The sequence below is a fragment of the Micromonospora sp. CNZ297 genome, from assembly GCF_007827625.1.
In genome coordinates, this window is sequence record NZ_VISU01000004.1 from 249,094 (window position 1) to 272,912 (window position 23,819).

General features: G+C 74.2%; 21 protein-coding genes. 4 read left to right on the top strand and 17 right to left on the bottom strand.

What is annotated here, in order from left to right:
- Positions 1–21: 21 nt before the first annotated feature.
- The 3 genes from FB454_RS10050 to FB454_RS10060 form a co-directional block, all read right to left on the bottom strand.
- On the bottom strand, positions 22–642 hold the full coding sequence (locus FB454_RS10050; RefSeq protein ID WP_013284568.1) for an HAD-IA family hydrolase: 621 nt from the start codon (positions 640–642) through the stop codon (positions 22–24).
- Positions 639–4,238, bottom strand: coding sequence for a chromosome segregation protein SMC (gene smc, locus FB454_RS10055; protein WP_145822860.1), 3,600 nt, complete (start codon positions 4,236–4,238; stop codon positions 639–641). Before smc ends, FB454_RS10050 begins: the two co-directional genes overlap by 4 nt.
- Positions 4,239–4,553: 315 nt before the next feature.
- Entirely contained in the window at positions 4,554–4,748 is a 195-nt protein-coding gene (locus FB454_RS10060; protein ID WP_013284566.1) for a hypothetical protein, read from the bottom strand.
- 372 nt (positions 4,749–5,120) lie between these two features.
- Here FB454_RS10060 and FB454_RS10065 point away from each other — a divergent pair, with 372 nt between their 5' ends.
- Together FB454_RS10065 and FB454_RS10070 are read left to right on the top strand one after the other, a co-directional pair.
- On the top strand, positions 5,121–6,323 hold the full coding sequence (locus FB454_RS10065; protein WP_145753200.1) for a CAP domain-containing protein: 1,203 nt from the start codon (positions 5,121–5,123) through the stop codon (positions 6,321–6,323).
- A 77-nt stretch (positions 6,324–6,400) separates the two neighbouring features.
- On the top strand, positions 6,401–7,270 hold the full coding sequence (locus FB454_RS10070) for an endo alpha-1,4 polygalactosaminidase (RefSeq protein ID WP_145753202.1): 870 nt from the start codon (positions 6,401–6,403) through the stop codon (positions 7,268–7,270).
- Positions 7,271–7,520: 250 nt separating this feature from the next.
- Here the strand turns inward: FB454_RS10070 and FB454_RS10075 are convergent, their stop codons facing one another.
- The 12 genes from FB454_RS10075 to FB454_RS10130 all read right to left on the bottom strand — a co-directional run bounded on the left by FB454_RS10075 (position 7,521) and on the right by FB454_RS10130 (position 20,275).
- A complete protein-coding gene (locus FB454_RS10075) occupies positions 7,521–9,734 on the bottom strand; it encodes an MMPL family transporter (RefSeq protein ID WP_013284563.1) in 2,214 nt (737 codons plus the stop codon).
- Between the two features lie 239 nt (positions 9,735–9,973).
- Entirely contained in the window at positions 9,974–10,831 is an 858-nt protein-coding gene (mutM, locus tag FB454_RS10080) for a bifunctional DNA-formamidopyrimidine glycosylase/DNA-(apurinic or apyrimidinic site) lyase (RefSeq protein WP_013284562.1), read from the bottom strand.
- A complete protein-coding gene (gene rnc / locus FB454_RS10085; protein ID WP_145753204.1) occupies positions 10,824–11,627 on the bottom strand; it encodes a ribonuclease III in 804 nt (267 codons plus the stop codon). The genes mutM and rnc overlap by 8 nt, the downstream gene beginning before the upstream one ends.
- On the bottom strand, positions 11,624–12,583 hold the full coding sequence (locus tag FB454_RS10090) for a fatty acid synthesis plsX protein (RefSeq protein WP_030269999.1): 960 nt from the start codon (positions 12,581–12,583) through the stop codon (positions 11,624–11,626). The genes rnc and FB454_RS10090 overlap by 4 nt, the downstream gene beginning before the upstream one ends.
- A 132-nt stretch (positions 12,584–12,715) precedes the next feature.
- The gene (rpmF, locus tag FB454_RS10095) at positions 12,716–12,889 is read right to left on the bottom strand and encodes a 50S ribosomal protein L32 (protein WP_030500827.1); all 174 of its coding nucleotides are present in this window, start codon (positions 12,887–12,889) and stop codon (positions 12,716–12,718) included.
- Between the two features lie 5 nt (positions 12,890–12,894).
- Positions 12,895–13,458, bottom strand: coding sequence for a YceD family protein (locus FB454_RS10100; RefSeq protein ID WP_145753206.1), 564 nt, complete (start codon positions 13,456–13,458; stop codon positions 12,895–12,897).
- Between the two features lie 123 nt (positions 13,459–13,581).
- Positions 13,582–14,079, bottom strand: coding sequence for an SPFH domain-containing protein (locus FB454_RS10105; RefSeq protein WP_013284557.1), 498 nt, complete (start codon positions 14,077–14,079; stop codon positions 13,582–13,584).
- 241 nt (positions 14,080–14,320) lie between these two features.
- Positions 14,321–14,797, bottom strand: coding sequence for a pantetheine-phosphate adenylyltransferase (gene coaD / locus FB454_RS10110; protein ID WP_013284556.1), 477 nt, complete (start codon positions 14,795–14,797; stop codon positions 14,321–14,323).
- Complete coding sequence (rsmD, locus tag FB454_RS10115; RefSeq protein ID WP_013284555.1) at positions 14,794–15,357, bottom strand: 16S rRNA (guanine(966)-N(2))-methyltransferase RsmD; 564 nt, start codon at positions 15,355–15,357, stop codon at positions 14,794–14,796. The genes coaD and rsmD overlap by 4 nt, the downstream gene beginning before the upstream one ends.
- 85 nt (positions 15,358–15,442) lie before the next feature.
- Positions 15,443–16,387 carry a serine hydrolase domain-containing protein gene (locus tag FB454_RS10120; RefSeq protein WP_145753208.1) on the bottom strand — a complete coding sequence of 315 codons (945 nt, stop codon included), beginning with the start codon at positions 16,385–16,387 and terminating at the stop codon, positions 15,443–15,445.
- Positions 16,388–16,463: 76 nt separating this feature from the next.
- The gene (gene recG, locus FB454_RS10125) at positions 16,464–18,665 is read right to left on the bottom strand and encodes an ATP-dependent DNA helicase RecG (protein ID WP_013474348.1); all 2,202 of its coding nucleotides are present in this window, start codon (positions 18,663–18,665) and stop codon (positions 16,464–16,466) included.
- Positions 18,662–20,275 carry a DAK2 domain-containing protein gene (locus FB454_RS10130; RefSeq protein WP_013474347.1) on the bottom strand — a complete coding sequence of 538 codons (1,614 nt, stop codon included), beginning with the start codon at positions 20,273–20,275 and terminating at the stop codon, positions 18,662–18,664. The genes recG and FB454_RS10130 overlap by 4 nt, the downstream gene beginning before the upstream one ends.
- Before the next feature lie 210 nt (positions 20,276–20,485).
- On the opposite strand from FB454_RS10130, the gene rpmB reads away from it, so the two are divergent.
- Both rpmB and FB454_RS10140 read left to right on the top strand, forming a co-directional pair.
- Positions 20,486–20,677, top strand: coding sequence for a 50S ribosomal protein L28 (gene rpmB, locus FB454_RS10135; RefSeq protein WP_013284551.1), 192 nt, complete (start codon positions 20,486–20,488; stop codon positions 20,675–20,677).
- 209 nt (positions 20,678–20,886) lie between these two features.
- On the top strand, positions 20,887–22,143 hold the full coding sequence (locus tag FB454_RS10140) for an ATP-grasp domain-containing protein (RefSeq protein ID WP_145753210.1): 1,257 nt from the start codon (positions 20,887–20,889) through the stop codon (positions 22,141–22,143).
- Here the strand turns inward: FB454_RS10140 and FB454_RS10145 are convergent.
- Positions 22,140–22,607, bottom strand: coding sequence for a GNAT family N-acetyltransferase (locus tag FB454_RS10145; protein WP_013474345.1), 468 nt, complete (start codon positions 22,605–22,607; stop codon positions 22,140–22,142). The two genes, FB454_RS10140 and FB454_RS10145, sit on opposite strands and share 4 nt — an antisense overlap.
- Positions 22,608–22,740: 133 nt before the next feature.
- Positions 22,741–23,691, bottom strand: a complete 951-nt coding sequence (locus tag FB454_RS10150; protein WP_013284548.1) for a thiamine-phosphate kinase — start codon at positions 23,689–23,691, stop codon at positions 22,741–22,743.
- Positions 23,692–23,819 lie beyond the last annotated feature (128 nt).

Sequence of the window (23,819 nt, forward strand, 5' to 3'; positions counted from 1 at the left end):
GGGACACGGGGCCCGTCCGGCTCAGTACGCCAGCGCCGCCCGCAGGTACCGCAGGTCGGCCGGGCCGCTCCAGCGGTGCGCGGACAGACCAGCCACCCGGGCGCCGGCCACCGCGCGGTCCTCGTCGTCGACGAACAGCACCCGCCCCGGCGGCGTCTCCAGCGCCTCGCAGGCGGCCTGGAAGTACTCCTTCGCCGGCTTGTGCACCCCGACGACCGAGGAGTTGACGATCACGTCCAGCTCCCCGGTCAGGCCCAGCGCGGCCAGGTCGGCGTCGAGCAGGTCGGTCGCGTTGGTGCCCAGCCCCACCCGTACGCCCGCGGCCCGCACCTCGCGGACGAACGCCAGCACGTCCGGGTCGACCTCGCCGCGGTAGCTCTGCCACTGGTCCACCGCCGCCCGGGCCCGCTCCGGGTCGCCGATCGTCGGGGTCAGCGCGTCGGCCACGCTCGCCATCCACTTCGCGTGGCTGACCTGGCCGGTGAGCACCGGCTGGAGCAGCCCCCAGGACATCGCGATCTCACCGAGGACGCCCTCGGGCAGCCCGTACTCCCGCTCGACACCGGCGGCCACCGCCGGATCCCAGCGGCGCAGCACGCCGTCGAAGTCCACCAGGAGCGCCGTGGCGCGTTCCCGACTCACTCGTCTGTCACCTGTTCCTCGTCGTCGGCCCGGTTGAGCCGCTGGCTGATCACCTGGGTCACACCGGCGCGCATCGTCACTCCGTAGAGCGCATCGGCGATCTCCATGGTCCGCTTCTGGTGCGTGATCACGATGAGCTGGCTCTTCTCCCGCAACTGCGCCAGCAGTGTGATCAGGCGGCCCAGGTTCACGTCGTCGAGCGCCGCCTCCACCTCGTCCATGATGTAGAACGGGCTGGGCCGGGCGCGGAAGATCGCCACGAGCATCGCCACCGCGGTCAGCGACCGCTCCCCGCCGGAGAGCAGCGAGAGCCGCTTGATCTTCTTGCCCGGCGGCCGGGCCTCGACCTCGACACCGGTGGTGAGCAGGTCCTCCGGGTCGGTGAGCACTAGCCGGCCCTCGCCGCCGGGGAACAGCACGGTGAAGACCTGCTCGAACTCCCGTGCGGTGTCTTCGAACGCGCTGGCGAAGACCTCCAGGATCCGGTCGTCCACGTCCTTGACCACGGTGAGCAGGTCACGCCGGGTCGCCTTGAGGTCCTCCAGCTGCTCGGAGAGGAACTTGAAGCGCTCCTCCAGCGCCGCGAACTCCTCCAGCGCGAGCGGGTTCACCTTGCCCAGCAGGGCCAGCTCCCGCTCCGCCTTGGCGGCCCGCTTCTCCTGCACCGGCCGCTCGTAGCGGACCGGCTCGGGCACCGGCCGGCCCTCCTTCTCGGCGAGCGCCACGTCCGCGTCGGTGGGCGGGACCAGCCGGTCCGGGCCGTACTCGGCGACGAGCGTGGGCACGTCCAGCCCGAAGTCCTCGGCGGCCTTGGCCTCCAGCTGCTCGATGCGCATCCGCTGCTCGGCGCGGGCCACCTCGTCGCGGTGCACCTGGCTGGTGAGCCGTTCCAGCTCGGCGGCGAGGCGCTTGGCCGCGCCGCGTACCTCGGACAGCTCGGCCTCGCGGGCGGCGCGCTCGCGGGCGACGGCGTCGCGGTGCTCCTCGGCCCGGGCGATGGAGACGGTGAGCCGGGTGAGCGCCTCCCGGGCGCCGCCGACCACGGCGCGGGCGATCTGGGCGCCGCGGGTGCGGGCCGCGCGCCGGGCCGCGGCGCGCTCCCGCGCCGCCCGTTCGGCGGTGGCCTGCCGGGCCAGCGAGTCGGCCCGCCCGGCGATCGAGGCCACCCGCTCCTCGGCGGTACGCACCGCGAGCCGGACCTCCATCTCGTTCTGCCGTGCCTGCGGCACCATGGCGGCGAGCTGGTCGCGCTCCTCGGTGGAGGGTTCGGCGTCGAGCGGGGTGGCCTCGGCCAGCCGCAGCCGTTCCTCCAGCTCGGCGAGCGCCACGAGGTCCCGCTCCCGGGCCGCCTCGGCGCGTGCCCGGGACTCGCCGAGCCGGTCGGTCTCCGCCTTGGCCGAGCGGGCGGCGGCGCCCAGTTCGGCGAGGCGGCGCGCGGCGGCGTTGCGGTGGCTCTCCGCTTCCCGCTTGGCGGCGGCGGCGTGCTGCACCGCCTCCTTGGCGGCGGCCACCTCGGCGCGCGCCTCGGCGAGCTGTTCGCGCAGTTCCGCGGCGGTGCGTTCGGCGGTGGCCCGGTTGGCCCGCGCCTCCTCGACGGCGGCCTGCACCTCGATGAAGCTGGGCGCCTTGGCCGACCCGCCCGCCGCCGCGTACGCCCCGACCACGTCGCCGTCGGGCGTGACAGCGCGCAGCTCCGGATTCGCGGCGACGAGCGCGGACGCGGCGGCCAGGTCGTCGACGAGCGCCACGTCGCGCAACGCCCGGTGCACGGCCGGGCGGATCGCGGGCGAGCACTCCACCAGGTCGGGGGCCCAGCGGGCGCCCTCGGGCAGCTTCGGGCGCAACGCGTCGGCGGGCCCGTCCATGCCCGGCCCGGCGGGGCTGCCGACCAGCAGCCCGGCCCGGCCGGCGTCGGAGATCTTGAGCAGCCGCATCGCCTCGACCGCTTCGTCCACACCGCTGACCGCCACCGCGTCGGCCAGGCCGCCCAGCGCGGCGGCGAGCGCCGCCTCGTCACCGGGGGCGACGGTGAGCAGCCCGGCGAGGCTGCCGAGCAGCCCCGGCACCTGGTCGGCGCGGGCCAGCAGCTCCCCTGCGCCGTCCTTGCGGCGCAGCCCCATGGCGAGCGCCTCCTCGCGGGCCTTCCAGGTGGCGGCGTCCTTCTCGGCGGCGCGCTCCCCGTCGGCCAGGCTGCGCACCGCCGCCTGGGCCCGCTCGTGGACGGCCACCGCCTCGTCGTGCCGGGCGTCCAGGTCGGCGTTGTCCCGGTCCGCTTCGGTCGACTGCTCGGCGACCGCGTCCAGGTCCGCCTGCGCCTTCTCGGCGCGGCCCATCGCGTCGGTGTGCGCGGCGGCGAGCCGTTCGATCTCCTCGCCGGCGCTCGTGGTCCGCGCCCGGGCGGAGTTGACCTGGCCGGTCAGGCGGGCCAGCCCCTCCCGCCGGTCGGCGATCGCCTTGGCCGCAGCGACCAGTTCCCGTTCGGCGGCGGCGAGCTGCCGTTCCAGCTCCTGGCGGTGCTCGACCGCCTCGGCCAGCCGGATCTGGTCCTCGGTGAGCGCCGCGCGCAGTTCCTCCTCCTGCTCGCGGACCCGCCGCGACTCCGCCTCCAGCTGCTCGGGGTCGCGCCCGGGGCGCTCGTCGTCGCCGGCGGCGCTGAGGTGACGCAGCCGCTCCCGGGCCAGTTGCTCGATCGAGCGGAACCGCTCCTGGAGCGCGGAGAGGCGGTACCAGGTGTCCTGCGCCGCGGCGAGCAGCGGCGCGTCCTCGGCCAGCGCCGCCTCCAGCTCGCCGAGGCGGCCCTGCACCTCGCCGTGCTCGGCCTCGATCAGCTCGCGCCGCTCGCGCAGCGCGGTCTCGTCGGCGATCTCCTTGTCGAGTGTGGTCCGCAGCGTGTGCAGGTCGTCGGCGAGCAGCCGCAGCCGGGCGTCGCGCAGGTTGGCCTGGATGCCGGCGGCGCGGCGGGCCACCTCGGCCTGCCGGCCCAGCGGCTTGAGCTGGCGGCGCAGCTCGGCGGTGAGGTCGGTCAGGCGGTTGAGGTTGGTCTGCATCGCGTCGAGCTTCCGCAGCGCCTTCTCCTTGCGCTTGCGGTGCTTGAGGACGCCCGCCGCCTCCTCGATGAACGCCCGCCGGTCCTCCGGCTTGGCGTGCAGCATGCCGTCGAGCCGGCCCTGCCCGACGATGATGTGCATCTCGCGGCCGATGCCCGAGTCGGACAGCAGCTCCTGGATGTCGAGCAGGCGGCAGGAGTCGCCGTTGATCTCGTACTCGCTCTCGCCGGAGCGGAACATCCGGCGGGTGATGGAGACCTCGGTGTACTCGATCGGCAGCGCGCCGTCGGTGTTGTCGATGGTGAGGGTGACCTCGGCCCGGCCCAGCGGCGCCCGTCCGGCGGTGCCGGCGAAGATGACGTCCTCCATCTTGCCGCCGCGCAGCGCCTTGGCGCCCTGCTCGCCGAGCACCCAGGCGATGGCGTCGACGACGTTGGACTTGCCGGAGCCGTTCGGGCCCACCACGCAGGTGATCCCGGGCTCCAGCTTCAACGTCGTGGCGGAGGCGAAGGATTTGAAGCCCTTCACCGTCAGGCTCTTGAGATGCACCTTCTCGATCCTCGTCCGGTGGCCGCCGTACCGTCGCCGGCTGCGCGGACCTGGTGAACCCGCAGACTAACCCGGGACCGGGGCGCCGCCGCCACGCGACCCACCCGCCGGACCGGCTGTCCGCTCTCCGCCCCGCGGTCGCGGGCGGAACGGAAATGCATGATCACAATTACCGGGCGCAATTCCGGACGGTTCCGCAAGATCGAGAATTGCGACGCCGGCGACGAAAAGGGGTACGCACATGGCTGCGCGCCGGCACTTGAGTGTCGGCGCGCTTTTCGGTGTGGTGCGATTCAGTTTTCCGACAACTGGAGATCAGGTCAGTGCGGGCTCGGCCAGACGGAGGAGGTCATCGGCCTCCGCCGCTGCCGCCGCAAGCCGATCGTTGTCGGCGCGCAGACGCGTGATCTCGAACTCCAGTGCCTGAACCCTGGCACGCAGTCGGGTGACCTCGTCGAGCAGACGCCGGTCGGGCGCTGCACTTACGTGGCCGTAGAGGGCCTTCGCCATGCTGACTCCTTGATGTGCGCTGCCGGAAAGGCCGGCCAACGCGCGCCCATGATGTTCGCGGCTGCCATTCCCACTGCATCGGGGCATGGCTGGGCGCGACTGGCGACACCTACATATTGAGCCGAAACCCCCTCCTTCGTCAAGTTGACCAAGGCCGTAGATCATCTCCACGTCGGCCGGTCCACTCGCCGGGGGGCTGCCACAAGGCGCGGACACGCTCTGTCCGGACGCCTTTACTGTACGCCGGGAATGTGTGAACGACTCATCCTTGCCGCCGGCTTCGCCTTAACTCTTTCTTAGCCACGTTGCCGCAGCTCGGAGTGCGCCCGTAGCGTCACCCCGGCCCGCAACCGACCCGTGGAGGGGACAGGCGTGTACCGCTGGAACGACCCGATCGAACCGGAGGGCGCCCGCCGGCGTCCCGAGCCGCCGACCGACGAGGGTCCGGCGTGGCTCAGCGACCGGCCCGAGCCGCGGTCGTCGTACCTGTTCGGGGACGAAGCGCAGCAGCGGCCCGCCGGTCACGGCGTCGAGCCGGCCGCCGGGGGCTTCCGCCCCGAGAGCGCACCCCCGGCCTACGGACCCGCCGGCTCGTACCCGCCGGCCCGGGACAGGTGGAACGGCGAGGAGCAGCCGACCGACGCGTGGCACGGCCAGGAGCCCGCGTGGCGGGGCCACGAGCAGCCCGCGGCGTGGCAGGGCCAGGACCAGCCCACCGCCTGGCAGGGGCACGAGCAGCCGGCCGGTGGCTGGGAACAGCCCACCGCGACCTGGCAGCCGGCGACCGACACCCCGGCCGACGACCGGCAGCGCCCGAAGCGGCGCCTGTCCCGGCCACTCGTGATCGGCGGGGCCGCCGCCGCGGCGACGCTCGTGGTGAGCCTCGGCGTGGGCGCCGTCCTGCTGCCCGGCGACGACCAGGGCACGAAGCGCACCTCCGCAGACGCGCCGGTGGCCGCCGCGCCGCAGGCGCCCGACGGGACCGATGAGGCGCCCGCCGACGCGCTCGCGCCCGAGTCGGCGAGCCCGTCCGCCGTACCGACCACCGTCGTGCCGAGCCCGACGAAGAAGGCCACCCCGAAGCCGAGCCGCAGCACCGCCCCGTCGCGGCAGCAGGAGCGCAGCAGCGCCCCGAGCGGCGGCACGTCGGGCGGCGGCTCCACGAGCACCAAGGCCACCGCCACGACCGGGCTCAGCGCCGAACTCCAGAAGGTCGTCACGATCGTGAACCAGGAGCGGGCGAAGGCCGGCTGCAAGGCGCTCACGGTCAACGCCAAGCTGAACCTGGCCGCCCAGCGGCACAGCCAGGACCAGGCCGACCACAAGAAGATGGACCACACGGGCAGCGACGGCAGCCAGCCCTGGGACCGGGTCAAGGCCGCCGGCTACAGCTACCGCATGGTGGGCGAGAACGTGGCCTGGAACTACCAGACCCCGGCGGCGGTCATGGAGGGCTGGATGAACTCCGAAGGCCACCGGAAGAACATCCTCAACTGCTCGTACACCCAGATCGGGGTGGGCGTGGCGCGCAGCAACGGGCCGTACTGGACGCAGGTCTTCGCCACCCCGAGCTGACCGCGCGTCGTGACCGGCCCGGCGTTCGTTGACCGGTCGGGGGCGGCGTCGGGCCGCCCGCGTCCGGGGAGCTGTCGATGCGGATCCGACCGGTGTGGGCCGCGCCGCGCTCCCGGCCGGCCCACGTCCGCCGACGTGGCCCGCGCCGGGGCGTGGCGCTCGCGCTGACCGCGCTGCTGCTCGCCCCGGTGCCGGCCTGCCGCCGGCCGATCACGCCGCCCGGCGCGCCCACGCCCTGGCCGGCCGCGCAGGCCGACCGCTGGCGGTGGCAGTGGCAGCTCACCACCCCGGTGGACGTGGCGGTCGACGCCGACGTCTTCCTCCTCGACGCGGTGGCGACCACCTCGGCCGAGACCGCCGAGCTGCGCGAGCAGAGCCGCCGGCTGGTCTGCCACGTCCGGGTCGGCACGTACGCCGCCGACGACCCGGACGCCACCCGCTTCCCCGCCGCCGTACGCGGCGCGGCGGTGCCGGGACGGCCGGGGAGCCGTTTCCTGGACGTACGGGGCTGGGACGCGCTCGCGCCGGTGCTGGCCGACCGGTTCCGGCTGTGCCGGGGCAAGGGCTTCGGCGCGGTGGCGCTCGCCGACGCGGACGGCTACCGGCACCGCTCCGGCTTCCCGCTGGACTTCGACGACCAGTTGCTGTTCAACCGCCGGCTGGCCGGGCTGGCCCGCAAGCTGGACCTCTCCCCCGGCCTGGTCGACGACGTGCCGCAGGTGGCCGCGCTGGCCCCCGACTTCGACTTCGCGGTCAACCAGGAGTGCGTACGCCGCCGCGAGTGCGCGAAGCTGCTGCCGTTCGTCGACGCCGGCAAGCCGGTCTTCCACGTCGAGTACACCGGCGAGCCGGCGGACTTCTGCGTCACCTCGGTCGGCTACGGCTTCGCCTCGATCCGCAAGGACCGCCAGTTGGACGCCTGGCGGGAGCCGTGCGCCCTGCCGTGACAACCCCGGCGGCCCCGCTCGCCGGGGAGCGGGGCGCCGATGACGATCATCCGGTACGAAAGCTGCCAACACTCTCCGTCACCCTCAGCGGCGAACAGATGCACGGAAGGCGGTATACCTGAGAGTCATACTTATGACTCTCAGGTATACCGCGCGAACACGAATGCCTTCTCAGCGGCCGGCACGAGCCGGAACAGATGTCAAGCTGTTCGGCACTTCCGGTTGGGCGCCGGGGCGGGTCCGCTCGGGCTCAGCGGGCGCCGACCAGCTCCGGCGCCGGGGCGGGCGGCGGCTCGACCGCCGGGGTGGGCGTACGGCGGCGCATGAACCGCGGCGCCCACCAGTTCGCGTCACCCAGCAGCGTCATCACCGAGGGCAGCACGACCGCGCGGATGATCGTGGCGTCCAGCAGGATCGCCGCCGCCAGGCCGATGCCGAGCTGCTTGAAGTCGATCATGCTGAGCGTGGCGAAGATGGAGAACACCGCCACCATCACCACCGCCGCACTGGTCACCACCCCGGCCGACGAGGTGATCCCGTGCGCCACCGCCTCCCGGGTCGGCATCCCCCGGTCGACCGCCTCGCGGATCCGGCTGACCACGAAGACGTGGTAGTCCATCGACAGTCCGAACAGCACCACGAACAGGAACAGCGGCAGCCAGGTGACGATCGCGTCCATCGAGGTGAAGCCGAGCAGCCCTTCCGCCCAGGTGCTCTGGAAGACCAGCACCAGCAGCCCGTACGCGGCGCCGGCCGAGAGCAGGTTCAGCACGATCGAGGTCAGCGCCACCACCATCGACCGGAACGTCCACGCCATCACCAGGAACGTCAGCGCCAGCACGAACGCCGCGACGATCGGCAGCTTCGCCCAGATGTGGGCGGCGTAGTCCTCGCTGGCGGCCACGCCGCCGCCGACCGCGTACTCCACGCCCGGGATGCCGCCGAGCGTGGCCGGGACCAGGTCCTCGCGCAGCTCGTGCAGCGACCGGGACGCCTCGTCGGAGCGGCTGGCGTGCGGCGTGGCCACCTCCAGGACCGACACCCGCCGGTCCGCCGACACCTGGATCTCCGGGCCGTCCCCCTCGGCCGGCGCGAAGAGCGGGTCGGCGGCGGTACGGCCGGCCAGGTCGGTGAGCGCGGCCCGCACCCGGTCGGCCTGCTCGGCCGGTGCCCGCACGGCGACCGTGTGGCTGGTGCCGTTGCTCGGGAAGGCCGCGGTGAGCCGGTCGTACGCCTGCATGGCCGCCGTGGTGCGCGGCACGTCCTCCGGGCCAGGGAACTTCAGCTTCATACCGAGCGCGGGCGCGGCGAGCGCGAGCAGCAGCGCGACCGAGATCAGCAGCGTGGCCACCGGCGCGCGCAGCGCCGGCTTGAGCACCGCCGGCCAGAACCGGGGCCGGGCCGGCTGCCCGTCACGCGGCGCGGTGAGGCGCCACAGCAGCGGCACCCGCGGCCGGTCCACCCAGCGGCCCAGCTTCGCCAGCAGCGCCGGCAGCACTGTGAGCGAGCCGATCACGGCGACCGCGACCACCAGGATCGAGCCGACCGCCAGCGACGAGAAGATCGCGTCCTGGGCGAGCAGCAGACCGCCCATCGAGATGATCACAGCGGTGCCGGAGACCACCACGGCGTGCCCGGAGGTCTCCGCCGCGATCTCCACCGCGTCCAGTCCGGATCGGCCCTTGGCCCGTTCCTCCCGTTCCCGCCGCACGTAGAACAGCGAGTAGTCAACGCCGACCGCCATGCCGATCAGCAGGATGACGCTGGCGGTGGTGTCGGTGGCCGGCACCAGGTGCGAGGCGAGTGTGGAGAGGCCCATCGCGGCGGCCACCGAGGAGAGCGCCAGCAGCACCGGCACCCCGGCGGCGATCAGCGCGCCGAACGCGATGATCAGGATGGCCAGCGTCACCGGCAGGCTGAGCAGCTCGGCGCGCTTGAAGTCCTTGCCGAGCGTGTCGTCGAGCGCCTTGTCGATCGACGGGCCGCCGACCTGCTCCACCCGTAGCTGCGGGTGCGCGTCCTGCACCTTCGCGGTGGTGTCCCGCAGCGGCTGCACCCGGTCACCGGCGGTGCCCGGGTCGCCCGACATGGTGATCGGCACCAGCAGCGCGCTGCCGTCGCGCGACGGCATCGGCGTACCGATCGAGGCCACGCCGTCGACCTGCCGCAGCCGGTCCGCCGCGTCCTGCGCGGCGGCCTTCGCCGCGGCCTGGTCGAGCGAACCCGAGCGGGCGGTGATCAGCACGTTCTCGGTCGCCGGCCGGTCGAACCCGCCACTGTCGACGATCAGCTGTGCCTGTCCGAACTCACCGATCGCCTGATCCTCGTCGGTCGCCTCGTTCAGCCCGGCGGCGCTGCCGCCCACGAAACACACCGCCACGAAGACCACCCACAACGCGATCGCGCGCCACGGATGCTCCGCACTCCACCGTGCCAGCCGCACGGTCACCGGTCGCCTGCCCATGTCCCGGGTTCCACCCTCCTGATGCCGGCCCTGTGCCGACCCCAGATGACGCTAGGCAGCAGGCGGGGCCCCGACATCGGGGAACGGCCCCCGCTCGTCCCCGATCCGGCGGACGAGGTCCACGCGGCCGGAACCGGCCGCGCGGACCGGGCGGAAAAGGGCATCTCCGGGTACGCTCCGGCGCGTCTCCGGGGACCGTCGGGCGAAGCACACGGGCGCAACCCCGAACCGGCTCGGGGTCATCCCCGGAGGGTGCCCCGGGGCCGCGGCTGGCATCGCGGGCAGCTGTAGGAGGACCGGTTCATGAACGCCTCCCGCCGGATCGGCGCGCCGCAGCGCGGGCAGGGCTCCCCCTCCCGGCCGTACGCGTTCAGCGACCGGTCGAAGTAGCCGCTCTCGCCGTTGACGTTGACGTACAGCTCGTCGAAGCTGGTGCCACCCTGCTTGATCGCCTCGGCGAGCACGTCCCGCACGTGCCCGAGCAGCCGCAGCGCGGCGGGACGGGTGAGCGCGTCGGCCGGGCGGGTGCCGTGCAGCTTCGCCCGCCACAGTGCCTCGTCGGCGTAGATGTTGCCCACTCCGGAGATCAGCGTCTGGTCGAGCAGCGCGCGTTTGATCTCCGTACGCTTGCGCCGCAGCGCCGCCACGAACGCCTCGTCGGAGAACTCCGGGTCCATCGGGTCGCGCGCGATGTGGGCGATCTCGGCGGGCAACTCCGCCCCACCTTCGGACACGGACAGCCCGCCGAACGTGCGCTGGTCGACGAAGCGCAGCTCCGGCCCGTCGTCGGCGAATCGGAACCGGACCCGCAGGTGCAGTTCGTCGGCCGCCCCGACCGGCTGCAGCAGCAGCTGGCCGGACATGCCGAGGTGGCCGATCACCGCGTCGCCGCTGTCCAGCGGCAGCCAGAGGTACTTGCCCCGGCGCTGCACGCCGGTGACCGTCCGGCCGGCGAGCACGTCGGCGAAGTGCGCGCCACCGGGCGCATGCCGGCGTACGGCCCGGGGGTGGCGTACCTCGACGGCGGCGATCCGCCGGCCGATCACCCACTGGGCGAGTCCCACCCGGACGGTCTCGACCTCGGGCAGCTCAGGCACGGCCCGCGCCCGCCTCGACGTCCGTCGCGTCGTCCTGGACCTGCGGGCTCGTCTCCGCCTCGGCCTGTGCCGCCGCCTCCGCCTCGGCCTGCTCGGTGAGCGTCCGCCAGGCCGACTCGGCCGCGCGCTGCTCGGCCTCCTTCTTGCTGCGTCCCTCCGCGCCGCCGTAGCGGTTGCCGGCCACCACCACCCACGCGGTGAACGTCTTGAGGTGATCCGGCCCGGTGCCCTCGATCCGGTACTCGGGCACGCCGAGCCCGAGCGCGGCGGTCAGCTCCTGGAGGCTGGTCTTCCAGTCCAGGGCCGCGCCCCGGCCCGCCGACTCGGCCATCAGCGGGTCGAACAGCCGGTGGATGACGATGGCGGCGGTGTCCAGGCCGTACTGGAGATAGATCGCGCCCAGCAGCGCCTCCAGCGTGTCGGCCAGGATGCTCGCCTTGTCCCGCCCGCCGGTGGCCTCCTCACCCTTGCCGAGCAGCAGGTACGCGCCCAGCCCGTCCGGGCCGAGACCACGCGCCACGTCGGCGAGCGCCCGCATGTTGACCACGCTGGCGCGCAGCTTCGCCAGCTGCCCCTCGGGCAGGTCGGGGTGGTTGTGGAACAGCGCTGTGGTGATCACCACGCCGAGGACCGAGTCGCCCAGGAACTCCAGCCGCTCGTTCGTGGGCAGGCCGCCGTTCTCGTACGCGTACGAGCGGTGGGTCAGCGCGCGCTCCAGCAGTTCCGGGTCGAGCGACACCCCGAAGGCCGCCTCCAGGTGGCCGACGGGAGCACGCCGCCGCTTGTCGTTGGTCATGGTGCTACCTCGGTGTCGTGTCGGTCAGGTGCGAGATCGTGCGGGATGTCGGCGAGCAGGGCGCGGACCGTTCCGGCGGCGTCGCGGCGCCACAGGTGGGCCGCGAGCGCGATACCGGAGGCGACGTCCTCGGAGCCGGCCGCGCCGTGGCACACCACCACGGTGCCGCCCACCCCGAGCAGCGCGGCGGCACGTGGGGCGCCGCCGCGTGACGGTGGGCCGCCGGCCATGGCGTACGCGCCCTCGATGGCCTTCAGCAGGACGTTTCCGGTGAAGCCGTCGGTCACCACGACGTCGGCGCGGGTGCCGAGCGAGATGTCGTACCCCTCGACCAGGCCGACGTAGCGGCCGTCGCAAGGCAGCGGCGCGGCGGCGAGCGCGGGCGCGGCTACGCGGCGCAGCCGGTCGCCCTTGCCGGTCTCCAGGCCGACGGAGAGCAGCCCGACGCGGGGTGCGGTGACGGCGTGGGCCACCGACGCGTAGGCGGCGCCGAGGAGGGCGTGCCGGGCCAGCGTGGCCGGGCCGGGTTCGAGCGTGCCGCCGACGTCGAGCAGCACCACCGGCCCCTCGACGGCGGGCAGCGTGGCGGCGAGCGCCGGGCGGCGGATCCCGGTCCAGCGGCCGAGGCCGAGCGCGGCGGCGGTGACTGTGGCACCGGTCGAGCCGGCGGAGACGACCGCGTCGGCGAGCCCGTCGCGGACCGCCTGCACGGCGGTGCGTACCGTGCTCTCGCCGCGGGCGGCGGTGGGATGGTCGGCCATGCCGACGGCGGTCCGCACCGGGCGGACCGTGACCCGTGCGCGCTGAGCCGGGTCGAGCGCACCGATCAGCTCGTCGGCCACCTCGATCGGGCCGACGAGCATCAGGTGCAGGGCGGGATCCGTGCGTACCGCTCGCAGAGCGCCGTCAACCACGACGGCGGGAGCATCGTCCCCGCCGAGGAGGTCGACGGCGATCCGCGCGGTGCCCGGCTCCGACGGTCCGCCGGCCGTGAGCCGGTCGGCGGTGGCGGGAGCCGGGGCACCGGGCGAGAGCCTTGGTGCGCGCGTCACCCGACCGGTGGTCGGGGACGTCACTCGGCGGCCGGGTCAGACCTCGAGGACCTGACGGCCGTTGTAGGTGCCGCAGACGGAGCAGGCGGCGTGCGGCAGCTTGGCCGACTTGCACTGCGGGCAGGCCACGGTCGCCACCGCCGAGGCCTTCCAGTTCGCCCGGCGGGCGCGGGTGTTGCTGCGCGACATCTTGCGCTTGGGGACGGCCACGGTTCTTACTCCTCTGTACGGGTCAGTTGCGTCAGGCTCGCCCAACGCGGGTCGACCTGCTGATGGCTGTGGTCGGCCGGCAGATCGTCCCAGTGCACCCCACACTCGGGGCACAGGCCTGGGCAGTCCTCCCGGCAGAGCGGATTCGTCGGCAGCGCCAGCACCACCGCGTCCCGCAACGCCGGCTCCAGGTCGATCAGATCGCCCTGCATCCGGCCCACCTCGTCGGTGTCGGTCGTGTCGTCCGTGGCGCTGTTCTCGTACGCGTACAGCTCCTGGATCGTCACGGCCAACGAGTCGTCGATCTCGCGCAGGCAGCGGCCGCACTCGCCCTTGACGGGACCGGAGACGGTCCCGGAGACGAGCACGCCCTCGGACACCGACTCCAACCTCAGGTCGAGGTCGAGGTCCGCGCCCTCCGGCACACCGATCAACTCCACGCCGAGGTCCGCCGGTGCCGGCACGACCCGCTTGTGCGTACGCAACGCGCCAGGTCGGCGCGGCAGTTCCCTCGTGTCGAGAACCAGCGGCGACCTGGGGTCGAGTGTGCTTGGCGAGTGTTTGGGCATAGTCAGACTCCGGCCGTTGAGAGGCCGACAAAGAAGGTTACCTGCCAGGTGGGCGGACCGTCGAACCGGGGCTCACCTCCGGCTCGACGGCAGCCGGCTGTCGGCGACCGGCCTGCGCGCCGCTCAGAAGGGTAGCGGGCGGTCCGGCTCGTCCCCGGCGAAGGTGCCGATCTCGCGCAGCGCGTGCATCTTGTCCCGGCCGCGCTCTATCGAGGCCAGCGCCCGGGTGAGGAACTGCTCGAAGTTCGCCAGCGCGGTGTCGACGTAGTCGTCCACCTCCTCGCGGAGGCGCTGCGCCTCGGCCCGCGCCTCGGCGATGATCCGGGCGCCCTCGTGCTCGGCCGAGACGGTGATCTCGTTGACCGAGACCAGCCGGGCGTGTTCCGCCTCACCCTCGCTGATGATCCGGTCGGCCTCGCGCTTGCCGGCCTCCATGATCTTGTCCCGCTCCTCCAGCAGCGCGGCGGCCCGGCGCAGGTCCGCGGGAAGCTCCGCGCGCAGCTCGTCGAGCGTGGCGATCATCTCGCCCCGGTCGACCATGCAGTTGTTGCGCGACATCGGGACGGAGCGGGCCTGCTCCACCATGGCGATGAGTTCGTCGATGCGATCGAGCGGGTCCACCGGTACCTCACTCCTGTCTTCGTCGGCCGCCCTCCATCATGCGGCCTACGCCCCGTCTCGGCGCTGCAGACATCATGTCGCGCCCGGGCCACAAGCACCCCACCCGCCCCACCCGGCGCGTCGCCCTCCCCCACCCTCCACTCGGCGATCTTGCACTTGCGGCCCGGCACTCGTCCCTTGCGGGAGGAATGTCCGGGCCGAAAGTGCAAGATCGCGGGGGTGGGGGGAGGGCGGGCGGGGGTCAGGGGCGGAGGCGGGTGGCGAGCTGGGCTCGGACCAGGTCGGGGACGTGGGCGGAGATGTCGCCGCCCCACTTCGCCACGTCCTTGATCAGGCTGGACGAGATGAACGAGTAGAGCGGGTTGGTCGGCATGAAGAGCGTCTCCACGCCGGCCAGGCCGATGTTCATCTGCGCCATCTGCAGCTCGTAGTCGAAGTCGCTCACCGCACGCAGGCCCTTGATCAGCACACTCGCCTGCTGGGCGCGGCAGAAGTCGACGAGCAGGCCGCGGAACGACTCCACCCGGACGTTGTCGTACGAGGCGGTCACCTCGCGGAGCATGGCGATCCGCTCCTCGACGGTGAACAGGCCCTGCTTCGACTGGTTGACCAGCACTCCGACGATCACCTCGTCGAACAACCGGCTGGCCCGGCCGATGATGTCGAGGTGTCCGTTGGTGACCGGGTCGAACGAGCCCGGGCAGACCGCACGTCTCATGATCGGCGACCGTACCAAAGAGTGGTCTCGCCGTAACGTCTGCTGCGCTCCGGAGTGACACCTTCCACCCACGTGACCGGTCCGGTACGGCTGGACCGCTCGACGACCACCAGGGCGTCCGGGGCGAGCCAGGCGCCGTCGACCAGCGCGGACAGCATCGCGGTGATCTCGGCGTCCGGCACCGCGTACGGCGGATCGGCGAAGACCACGTCGTACGGCCCGTCGGTGGGCCCGGCCGCCAGCACGGTGGCGACCTTGCCGGTTACCAGGCGCGCGGCCGGCGCGGCCCGGAGCGCGGCGATGTTCTCCCGGATCACCCGGGCGGCCCGCGCGTCGGACTCGACGAGCAGGACGTGGGCCGCGCCCCGGGACAGCGCCTCCAGACCGACCGCGCCGGAACCGGCGTACAGGTCGGCGAAGCGCGCCCCGTCCAGGTCGACGTGGGAGTGCACGGCGCTGAACAACGCCTCACGGACCCGGTCCGAGGTGGGACGGGTGCCGGCGCCTGGTGGCGCGGCGATCCGCCGGCCGCCGAGCGTGCCGGCCACGATCCGGGTCACCGTCGCTCCCTGCGCATGCCCCGACGCTACGCGACGCCCGGCCCGGTGACGCGTCGGCCACCCGCCCGGCCGAACCTCGCGTGGATCACCGCGCCTCGGGGGTGTCGAGCGCCGACGTGATCGTTCGCGGATCGACCTCGGCCCGGTTCGTCAGCAGGACGAGCCGCTGGTCGGAGTCGGGCAGCCAGGCGGCGAACGCCTTGTAGCCGCCGTTGTCCCCCGAGTGGTGCAACGCCCGCCGGCCGGCCAGCGGGCCGACGAAGAAGCCGTAGCCGTACGCCTCGTCGGACCGTCCGGTGGGCGCGTGCGGCGCGGTCATCGCCGCCACCGGGTCCGGGGCGAGCAGCCGGCCCCGGCGCGGTACGTCCAGCCAGGTGAGCAGGTCCGCGCCGGTGCACCAGACGTCACCCGCGCCCATGCTGACGGTCGCCAGGTCCCACGACGGCACCGGACGGCCGCCCACGTGTCCGACCGCCACGTCCGGCCGTCCGTCGCCCGCGCCGGCGAAGCTACCGGTCATGCCCAGCGGCGCGAAGACCTCGTCGGCGAGGAACTCGGCGTACGGCCGGTCGGCCACGCGCTCGACGGTCCGGGCCAGCAGCACGTAGCCGGGGCTGCTGTAGTGCCACCCCGCGCCGGGCCGGAACAGCGGCGGCAGCGCCGCGAACCGGTCGAGCAGCTCGTCCGGCTCGGCCGGCCCGTGCAGGTCGATCGCCGGGTAGTCCTCCCAGTGGCCCAGGCCCGAGGTGTGGGTGAGCAGGTGGTGCAGCGTGATGCCGGACCACTCCGGCGGCGGCGTGCCGGGCAGCCGGCGTACCACCGGATCGGACAGGCTCAGCGCCCCCCGCTCGGCGAGCAGCAGCACCGCCACTGCGGCCATCTGCTTGCTGATCGACGCGATCTGGAACCGCGTCGCCGCCGTGCACAGCCGGCCGGACGCCTCGTCGGCGACTCCGGCGACCCGGTCCACAGCGAGTTCGTCGCCCCGGGTCAGAAGCAGCACGCCGTGTTCGAGTGATGGTGTCGACATCTGCGCGAGCCTAGGCACGCGACGCGCGTGCCGCAGTCCCGCGAGGCCGCACCGGGACGCCGTGCGAGCCCGCGCCTCAGCCCTTCTCCAGGTATTCGGCGCGCTCCTCGTCGACGAGCGCGGCGACCGACGCGGCCAGCGCCGGATGCCGGGAAAGATCCGGGTCGTCCTCGACCAGTTCGATCGCCTCGGCCCGCGCGTCGCGGATCAGCTCGGTGTCGCGCAGCAGCGACAGCAGCCGCAGGTGCGAACGCCGGCCGGACTGGGTCGCGCCCAGCACGTCGCCCTCCCGGCGCTGCTCCAGATCGAGTTCGGCGAGCTTGAAGCCGTCGGTGGTGGAGGCGACCGCGTCCAGCCTCTCCCGCGCGGACGAACCCTCGGCCGCCTCGGTGACCAGCAGGCAGAGACCGGCGGCCGAGCCCCGGCCCACCCGGCCGCGCAACTGGTGCAGCTGGGAGACGCCGAACCGGTCGGCGTCCAGCACGATCATCACTGTTGCGTTCGGCACGTTCACGCCGACCTCGACCACTGTGGTCGCGACCAGCACGTCCAGCTCGCCGTCGGCGTACGCGCGCATCACCGCGTCCTTCTCGTCCGCAGGCAGCCGCCCGTGCAGCACCCCGATCCGCAGCCCGTGCAGCGGCCCCTCGGCCAGCAGCGGGGCCACCTCGGTCACCGCCAGCGGCGGGCGGCGGCCGTTGTCGTCCTCCCGCGGCGGCTCCTCGTCCGACACTGGCCCCTCACCGATACGCGGGCACACCACGTACGCCTGGTGGCCCTTCGTGACCTCCTCGCGCAGCCGGCGCCAGGCCCGGTCGAGGAACGCCGGCTTCTCGGCGGCCGGGACCACGTGCGAGGCGATCGGCGAGCGGCCCTGCGGGAGCTGGGACAGCGTGGAGGTCTCCAGGTCGCCGTAGACGGTCATGGCCACGGTGCGCGGGATCGGGGTGGCGGTCATCACCAGCACGTGCGGCGGCTGCTCGGCCTTGGCGCGCAGCGCGTCGCGCTGCTCCACGCCGAAGCGGTGCTGCTCGTCCACCACGACCAGGCCGAGGTCGTGGAAGTCGACGCCCTCGTAGAGCAGGGCGTGCGTGCCGAGCACGATGCCGGCGCGCCCCTCGGCCACCTCGGCCAGCGCCCGGCGCCGGGCCGCCGCGCCGAGCGAGCCGGTGACCAGCTCCACCCGCGTGGCGTCGTCGGCGGCGCCCAGCTCACCGGCCCGGCCGAGCGGGCCGAGCAGGTCGAGGATGCCCCTGTGGTGCTGGGCGGCGAGCACCTCGGTCGGGGCCAGCAGCGCGGCCTGCCCACCGGCGTCGACCACCTGGAGCATGGCGCGCAGCGCCACCACCGTCTTGCCGGAGCCCACCTCGCCCTGGAGCAGCCGGTGCATCGGGTGCGGCCGGGCCAGGTCGGCGGCGATCTCCCGCCCGACGACCTGCTGGCCGGAGGTCAGCTCGTACGGCAGCCGGGCGTCGAACGCGTCGAGCAGGCCGCCCGCCTTCGCCGGCCGGGCCCGCCCCGGCGACGCCGCCGCCCGCTGCTTGCGCTGCACCAGCGTGAGCTGCACGGCGAACGCCTCGTCCCACTTCAGCCGGCGGCGGGCCCGGTAGAGCGCCTCCTTGCTGGTCGGACGGTGGATCTCGCGCAGCGCGGTGCCGATGTCGGCCAGGTTGCGGGTGGCCCGCACGGTGGCCGGCAGCGGGTCCTCCGGCGGGGTGAACGTGTCGAGCACGACGCGGACGCAGCGGGCGATCACCCAGGTCGGGACCGCCGCCGCGGCCGGGTAGACCGGGATCAGCGCCCCGGCGAACTCCTCGACCTCCTCGTTTGCGGCCGCCTCGCCCTCGCCGCCCTCGCCGAGCAGGACGTACTCCGGGCCGTTGAGCTGCCGCTTGCCCCGGAACTCGGTCACCTTGCCGGCGAACAGCCCCCACCGGCCGGGCCGCAGCTCCCGCTCCCGCCACGCCTGGTTGCCGAAGAACGTGCAGGTGAGCACGCCGCCGGAGCCGTCGCCGACGGTCACCTCCAGCAGGTTGCCGCGCCGCTGGCGCATCGGGCGCACCGCTGTGCGCTGCACCTGGGCGAGCACCGTGACCTGCTCCCCCACGTCGAGCGAGCGGATGTCGGTGTGCTCGCCGCGCTCGTCGTACCGGCGCGGGAAGTGGTAGATCAGGTCGCCCGCGGTGTGCAGGTCGAGATGCCCGGCCAGCGCCTTCGCGGTGCGCTCGCCGACCAGCTTCTTGAGCGGCGTGTCCACAGTGGCCGCTTCACCAGTCATTCGACCCCCACCAGGAGCGGATAGTGCGGCTGCCCGCCCTCGTACGCCTGCACCTCGACGAACGGCCAGGCCCCCTCGACGTGCGCGCGGACCCGGTCGGCCAGCCCGGCCGGCGCGTCGGCGCCGCAGAGCAGCGTGACCAGCTCGCCGCCACCGCCGAGCATCCGGTCCACCACTGCGGTGCAGGTGTCGACCAGATCCTGCCCGATCAGGTGCACCTCGCCCTCGACCAGGGCCAGCACGTCACCCGGGCGGGCCGGGCCGGCGACGGTGAGCGCCTCCCGGGCGGCGTGGCAGACCTCGGCGTACCGGCAGGCGCCGGCCGCCTCGGCCATCGCGATGACGTCGTCCTCGAACCGCCGCTTCGGATCGCGTACGGCGAGCGCCGCGAGCGCCTGCACCGGCGAGCGGGTCGGCACCACGCTCACCTTGATGCCGAGGCCGTGCGCCTCCTTGGCCGCCGCGCTCGCCACCGACTGGGTGTTCGGGTCGTTCGGCAGCACCACCACCCGGGCGGCGCCGGTGGCCCGGATCGCGTCGAGCAGCTCACCGGTGGACGGGTTGGCGGGCACCACCACGGCGCCCTCGGCGGCGAACAGCTCCGCGATGCCCGCGCCGGTGGCCACCACCACGGCGGCCCGCCCGTCGGGCAGCGCCACCTGCGGCCCCGGTGCCGGGGCGGTCTGGTCGGCGAAGCGGGTCACGCCGATCCGGTGCGGGCGGCCGGCGACCACGCCCGCCTCGACCGCCGCCCCGATGTCGTTGACGTGCACGTGCACGTTCCAGGTGCCGGCGCCGTCGCCGACGATCGCCACGGAGTCGCCGAGCGCGTCCAGCTCGGCGCGCAGCCGGTTCACCGCCTCGTCGGTCGCGTCGAGCAGGTACTGCACCTCGTAGGCGTACGCGTCGGAGCCGCTCTCCCGCACGGCGGTGACCGGCGCGCGGCGGGCGGGCGGCGCGGACGCCGGCTGCCCCGGGCTCTCCCCCGTGATCACCTCGACGAGCGCGTCCAGCAGCAGGCACAGGCCGCGCCCGCCGGCGTCGACCACGCCCGCGCGGGCCAGCTCCGGCAACTGCTCGGGGGTACGCGCCAGCGCGTGCGCCGCCGCCTCGGCGGCGGCCCGGGCCACGGCGCGCAGGTCGTCGCTGTCCGCCCGGCGGGCCGCGTGGGCCGCGGCGGCGACCACGCTCAGCAGCGTGCCCTCGACCGGCCGGGCGACAGCGGCGTAGGCGGCGGTGGTGGCGTCGGCCAGCGCGTCGGCGAGCTGCCGCCCGCGCACCGCGGGCACGGCGGCGAGCGTGTCGGCGAGGCCGCGCAGGATCTGCGAGAGGATCACGCCGGAGTTGCCGCGCGCCCCGAGCAGCGCGCCCCGGGCCATCAGCCGCAAGGCGTGCCCGTGCGGGGTGTGCCCGTCGTCGGGAAGGGTGCCGAGATCCATGGCCAGGGCCTGCTGGGCCGAGGTGAACGTGAGCACCAGGTTGGTGCCGGTGTCGCCGTCGGGCACCGGATAGACGTTCAGGTCGTCGATCTCGCCCTGGTGGGCCCGGAGAGCGGTCAGCCCGCTCGCGCACCAGCGGCGTACCGCTGCGGCGTCGAGGGTCTCCAGCACGTCGGGAAGCCTACTGGCGCACACCGACACGCGCCGGGGTCGTCCGCCGCGTGTCCGCCCCGGCCGACGGCCCGGCCGGGACGCCGGTACGCTGGGTGGGCTCGCGAAAGGGCCGGTTGGGCGTACCGACTGTCATCGGGTAACCTGACCAGGTTGCCCGGGCAGCGCCTGGCGGCGACCTCATGAACGTTTCAATCCCAGGAGTATCCCGTGGCTAGCGTGTGCGACGTCTGTGGCAAGGGGCCGGGCTTCGGCCACAACGTGTCCCACTCGCACCGGCGGACCAACCGCCGCTGGAACCCGAACATCCAGTCGGTGCGTACCCCGGCCGGTGGTGGCACCACCAAGAAGTTGCAGGTCTGCACCTCGTGCATCAAGGCCGGCAAGGTCACCCGCGCCTGACGCGGTAGCGCCACCGGAACATCGTCGGTCGCCGGCGGATCCCTTCGGGGTCCGCCGGCTTCTGTCGTGTCCCGGCGGTCCGTCGCCCGGTATCCACCGACCGTCCCCGCACCCCTGACCGACCGTACGGCGACCCGCTGGTACGAGCCGGTTAGGGTGCTGCTGCGCCGGCCGTCCGGTTCCGGCGCGAGCCGTGGGGAGGATGACCGGTGGACCTCGATCTGGGTCGCGAGCAACTGGTGGTGGTGGGCGCGTCGTTCGGCTCACTGAGCTGGTTCGACCAGGAACTGCCGCGCGGCAGCGTGGTGCTGGTCGAGGAGCCGGACGTGATCGCCCGCCGCGACCTGGCCCGGTTCGCCGAGCGGCTGCCGATGATCGGGCGCCTCGTCGCGGCCGAGTACCAGACCGGCTTCGACCCGGACGCCCTGCTCGCCCGTGAGCCGGGCCTCGCCGACGCCCGGCTGGTCCTGCCCGGCCTGGAGTACGCGGTCGGCGCCACCGCCCGGCTCGCCGAGCGGCTCGGCCTCCCCGGCGCCGGGGTCGAGGCCGCCGACGTCTTCTCCGACAAGCACCGGATGCGGCTGCTCGCCGACCGGATCGGACTCGCGAACCCGGCGTACGAGCTGGTCGACGACCCGGCGCGGGCGGTGGAGTTCGCGCAGGCGCACGGCGGGCGGTGCGTGCTCAAGCCCACCCGCCGCTCGGGCAGCCTGGGCGTGCAGCTGATCACCGACCCGGCCGAGGTGCCGGCCCGCTGGGCGGCCAGCGCCGCCCCGCCCGACCCGGCCGAGGCCACCGAGCGCGGCCTGCCCACGGGTGTGCTGGTCGAGGAACTGCTCGTCGGCACCGAGCACAGCGTGGAGCTGCTCGTGGCCGAGGGCGAGGTGGTCTTCGCCAACGTCACCGACAAGCGGATCGCCGGCGGCCGCTACCCGGTGGAGACCGGCCACACCGTGCCGTCCGCGCTGCCCGCCGACGCGCACGACGCGCTGCGCGCCGCAGCGGTACGTCTCGCCGAGGCGGCCGGCTTCCGCAGCGGCATGCTGCACAGCGAATGGATCCTCGCCGACGGCGTGCCGACGCTCGTGGAGTGTGCGGCCCGGATGCCCGGCGACATGATCACCGCGCTCATCTCGATCGCCTACGAGCGGGACGTCATCGAGGCGTACCTGCGGATCCTGCGCGGCGAACGGCCGGCGCTGCCGGCGCGGGCGACCGGCGCCGCGGCGATCGAGTTCCTGATCGCGCCGCCCGGCCGGGTCACCGCCGTGGACGGCAGGCGCGACGCGCTGCGCGTGCCGGGCGTGCTCGACGTGCAGGTGGAGACGAAGGTCGGTCAGACAGTGCCGGAGCTGCTCTCCTCGGCGCACCGCAGCGGGCACCTGATGGCCTGGGGCGCCACCCCGGACGAGGCCGCGAACGCCGCCCGCCGCGCCGCGAGCGAGATCCGCATCTCGGTCGGCTAGAGCGTGCGGCCGTACGACAGGCAGCCCGGGGCGTCCTTGTAGAAGCCGAAGTTCGGGATCCGCTCGTAGCCGGCCGAGGTGTACATGGCGATCGCCTCGGGCTGCTTGTCGCCGCACTCCAGCACGATCCGCTTGCGGCCGTGGTCGCGGGCGGACCGCTCGACCGCGCCGAGCACCGCGCGGGCCACGCCCCGGCCCCGGGCCGCCGGGTCGGTGTACATCCGCTTCAGCTCGGCCGTGTCGCCGTCCTCGCCGTGGCTGCGCCATCCGCCGCAGCCCACCGGCCGCCCGTCCAGGTAGGCGACGAGGAACGCGCCGTCCGGCGGGGTGAACTCGGCCGCGTCGACAGGGGTCTCGTCGCCGCTGCCGCCGTACCGGGCGCCGAGGTCGGCCAGCGCCGCCCGGATCAGCGCCTGCGACTCGGGCGCGTCGAAGCGCCGCTCCCGGATCTCGATCTCGCTCACCGTGCCAGGTTACGACCGCCGCCGGCCCCGGCCCGGCCCGGCGGCCCGGGGTCGGACGCAGATCACTCCGGGCCCGCTGGTCTCCCCGTCCGGCGACTGTGCCGGCTATTCCGCCGTCCGGCGGCTGTGCCGGTTATTCCGCCGTCCGCCGGAAGTGGTCCCAGCCGCGCGGGCCGCTGTAGGCGGCACCGTCGACGGTGACCCCGGTGCCGGCCGCCACCCGCCCGACCGGCCGCCAGCCCTCGGGCAGCGCGGCGTCCGCCGGGAACGTCGCCGCCAGCGCGTGGTCCTCGCCGCCGGCCAGGATCCAGGTGTACGGGTCGACGCCGAGCGCCTGCGCCGCGTCCCGCATCTGCCGGGGCACCTCGAACGCGTCGCGGCTCACGTCGATCGCCACGCCGCTGGCGGTCGCCACGTGCCCGAGGTCGGCCAGCAGCCCGTCCGACACGTCGATCATGGCGGTGGCCCCTGCCGCGGCGGCAGCGGGTCCGGCGGCGTACGGCACCTCGGGGCGGCGGAACGCCTCGACCAGCAGCCGGGGCGTGCGGAAACCCCGGGACAGCACGGTGTAGCCGGCCGCCGACCAGCCGGTGCGCCCGGCCAGCGCCACCACGTCGCCGGGGCGGGCGCCGGAGCGCACCACCGGGTCGCGGCCGGCCAGGTCGCCGAGCGCCGTCACCGCGACGGTGAGCGTCGGGCTGCCGGACATGTCCCCGCCGACCACGCTCGCGCCGACCAGCGCCGCCTCCGCGCCGAGCCCGTCGGCCAGTTCCTCGGCCCAGGCCGGGTCCAGCTCGGCCGGCATGCAGAGCGCGACCAGCAGTGCGGTCGGGGTGGCGCCCATGGCGGCGATGTCGGCGAGGTTGGCCGCCGCCGCCCGGTGTCCCACGTCCCGCGCCGACGACCAGTCGCGGCGGAAGTGCCGCCCCTCCACCAGCACGTCGGTCGAGGCGACCACCCGCCGGTCCGGTGCGGCCACCACCGCGCCGTCGTCGCCGGGGCCGAGCAGGCAGCTCTGTCCCTGCGCCAGCCGGGCGGTCACCCGGTCGATCAGGCCGAACTCGCCGACATCAGTGACAGTCATTCCGTCCCCTCGCTCCGCTGCGTCGTTCCGCACGTCCCACCCCTGTCCGTACCGGCGTGTGCTCGCTCACCGCGTCCGACCGGCAACCGATAGGGATCACGGCCGCTCAGTACGGTAGTTTCACCCTT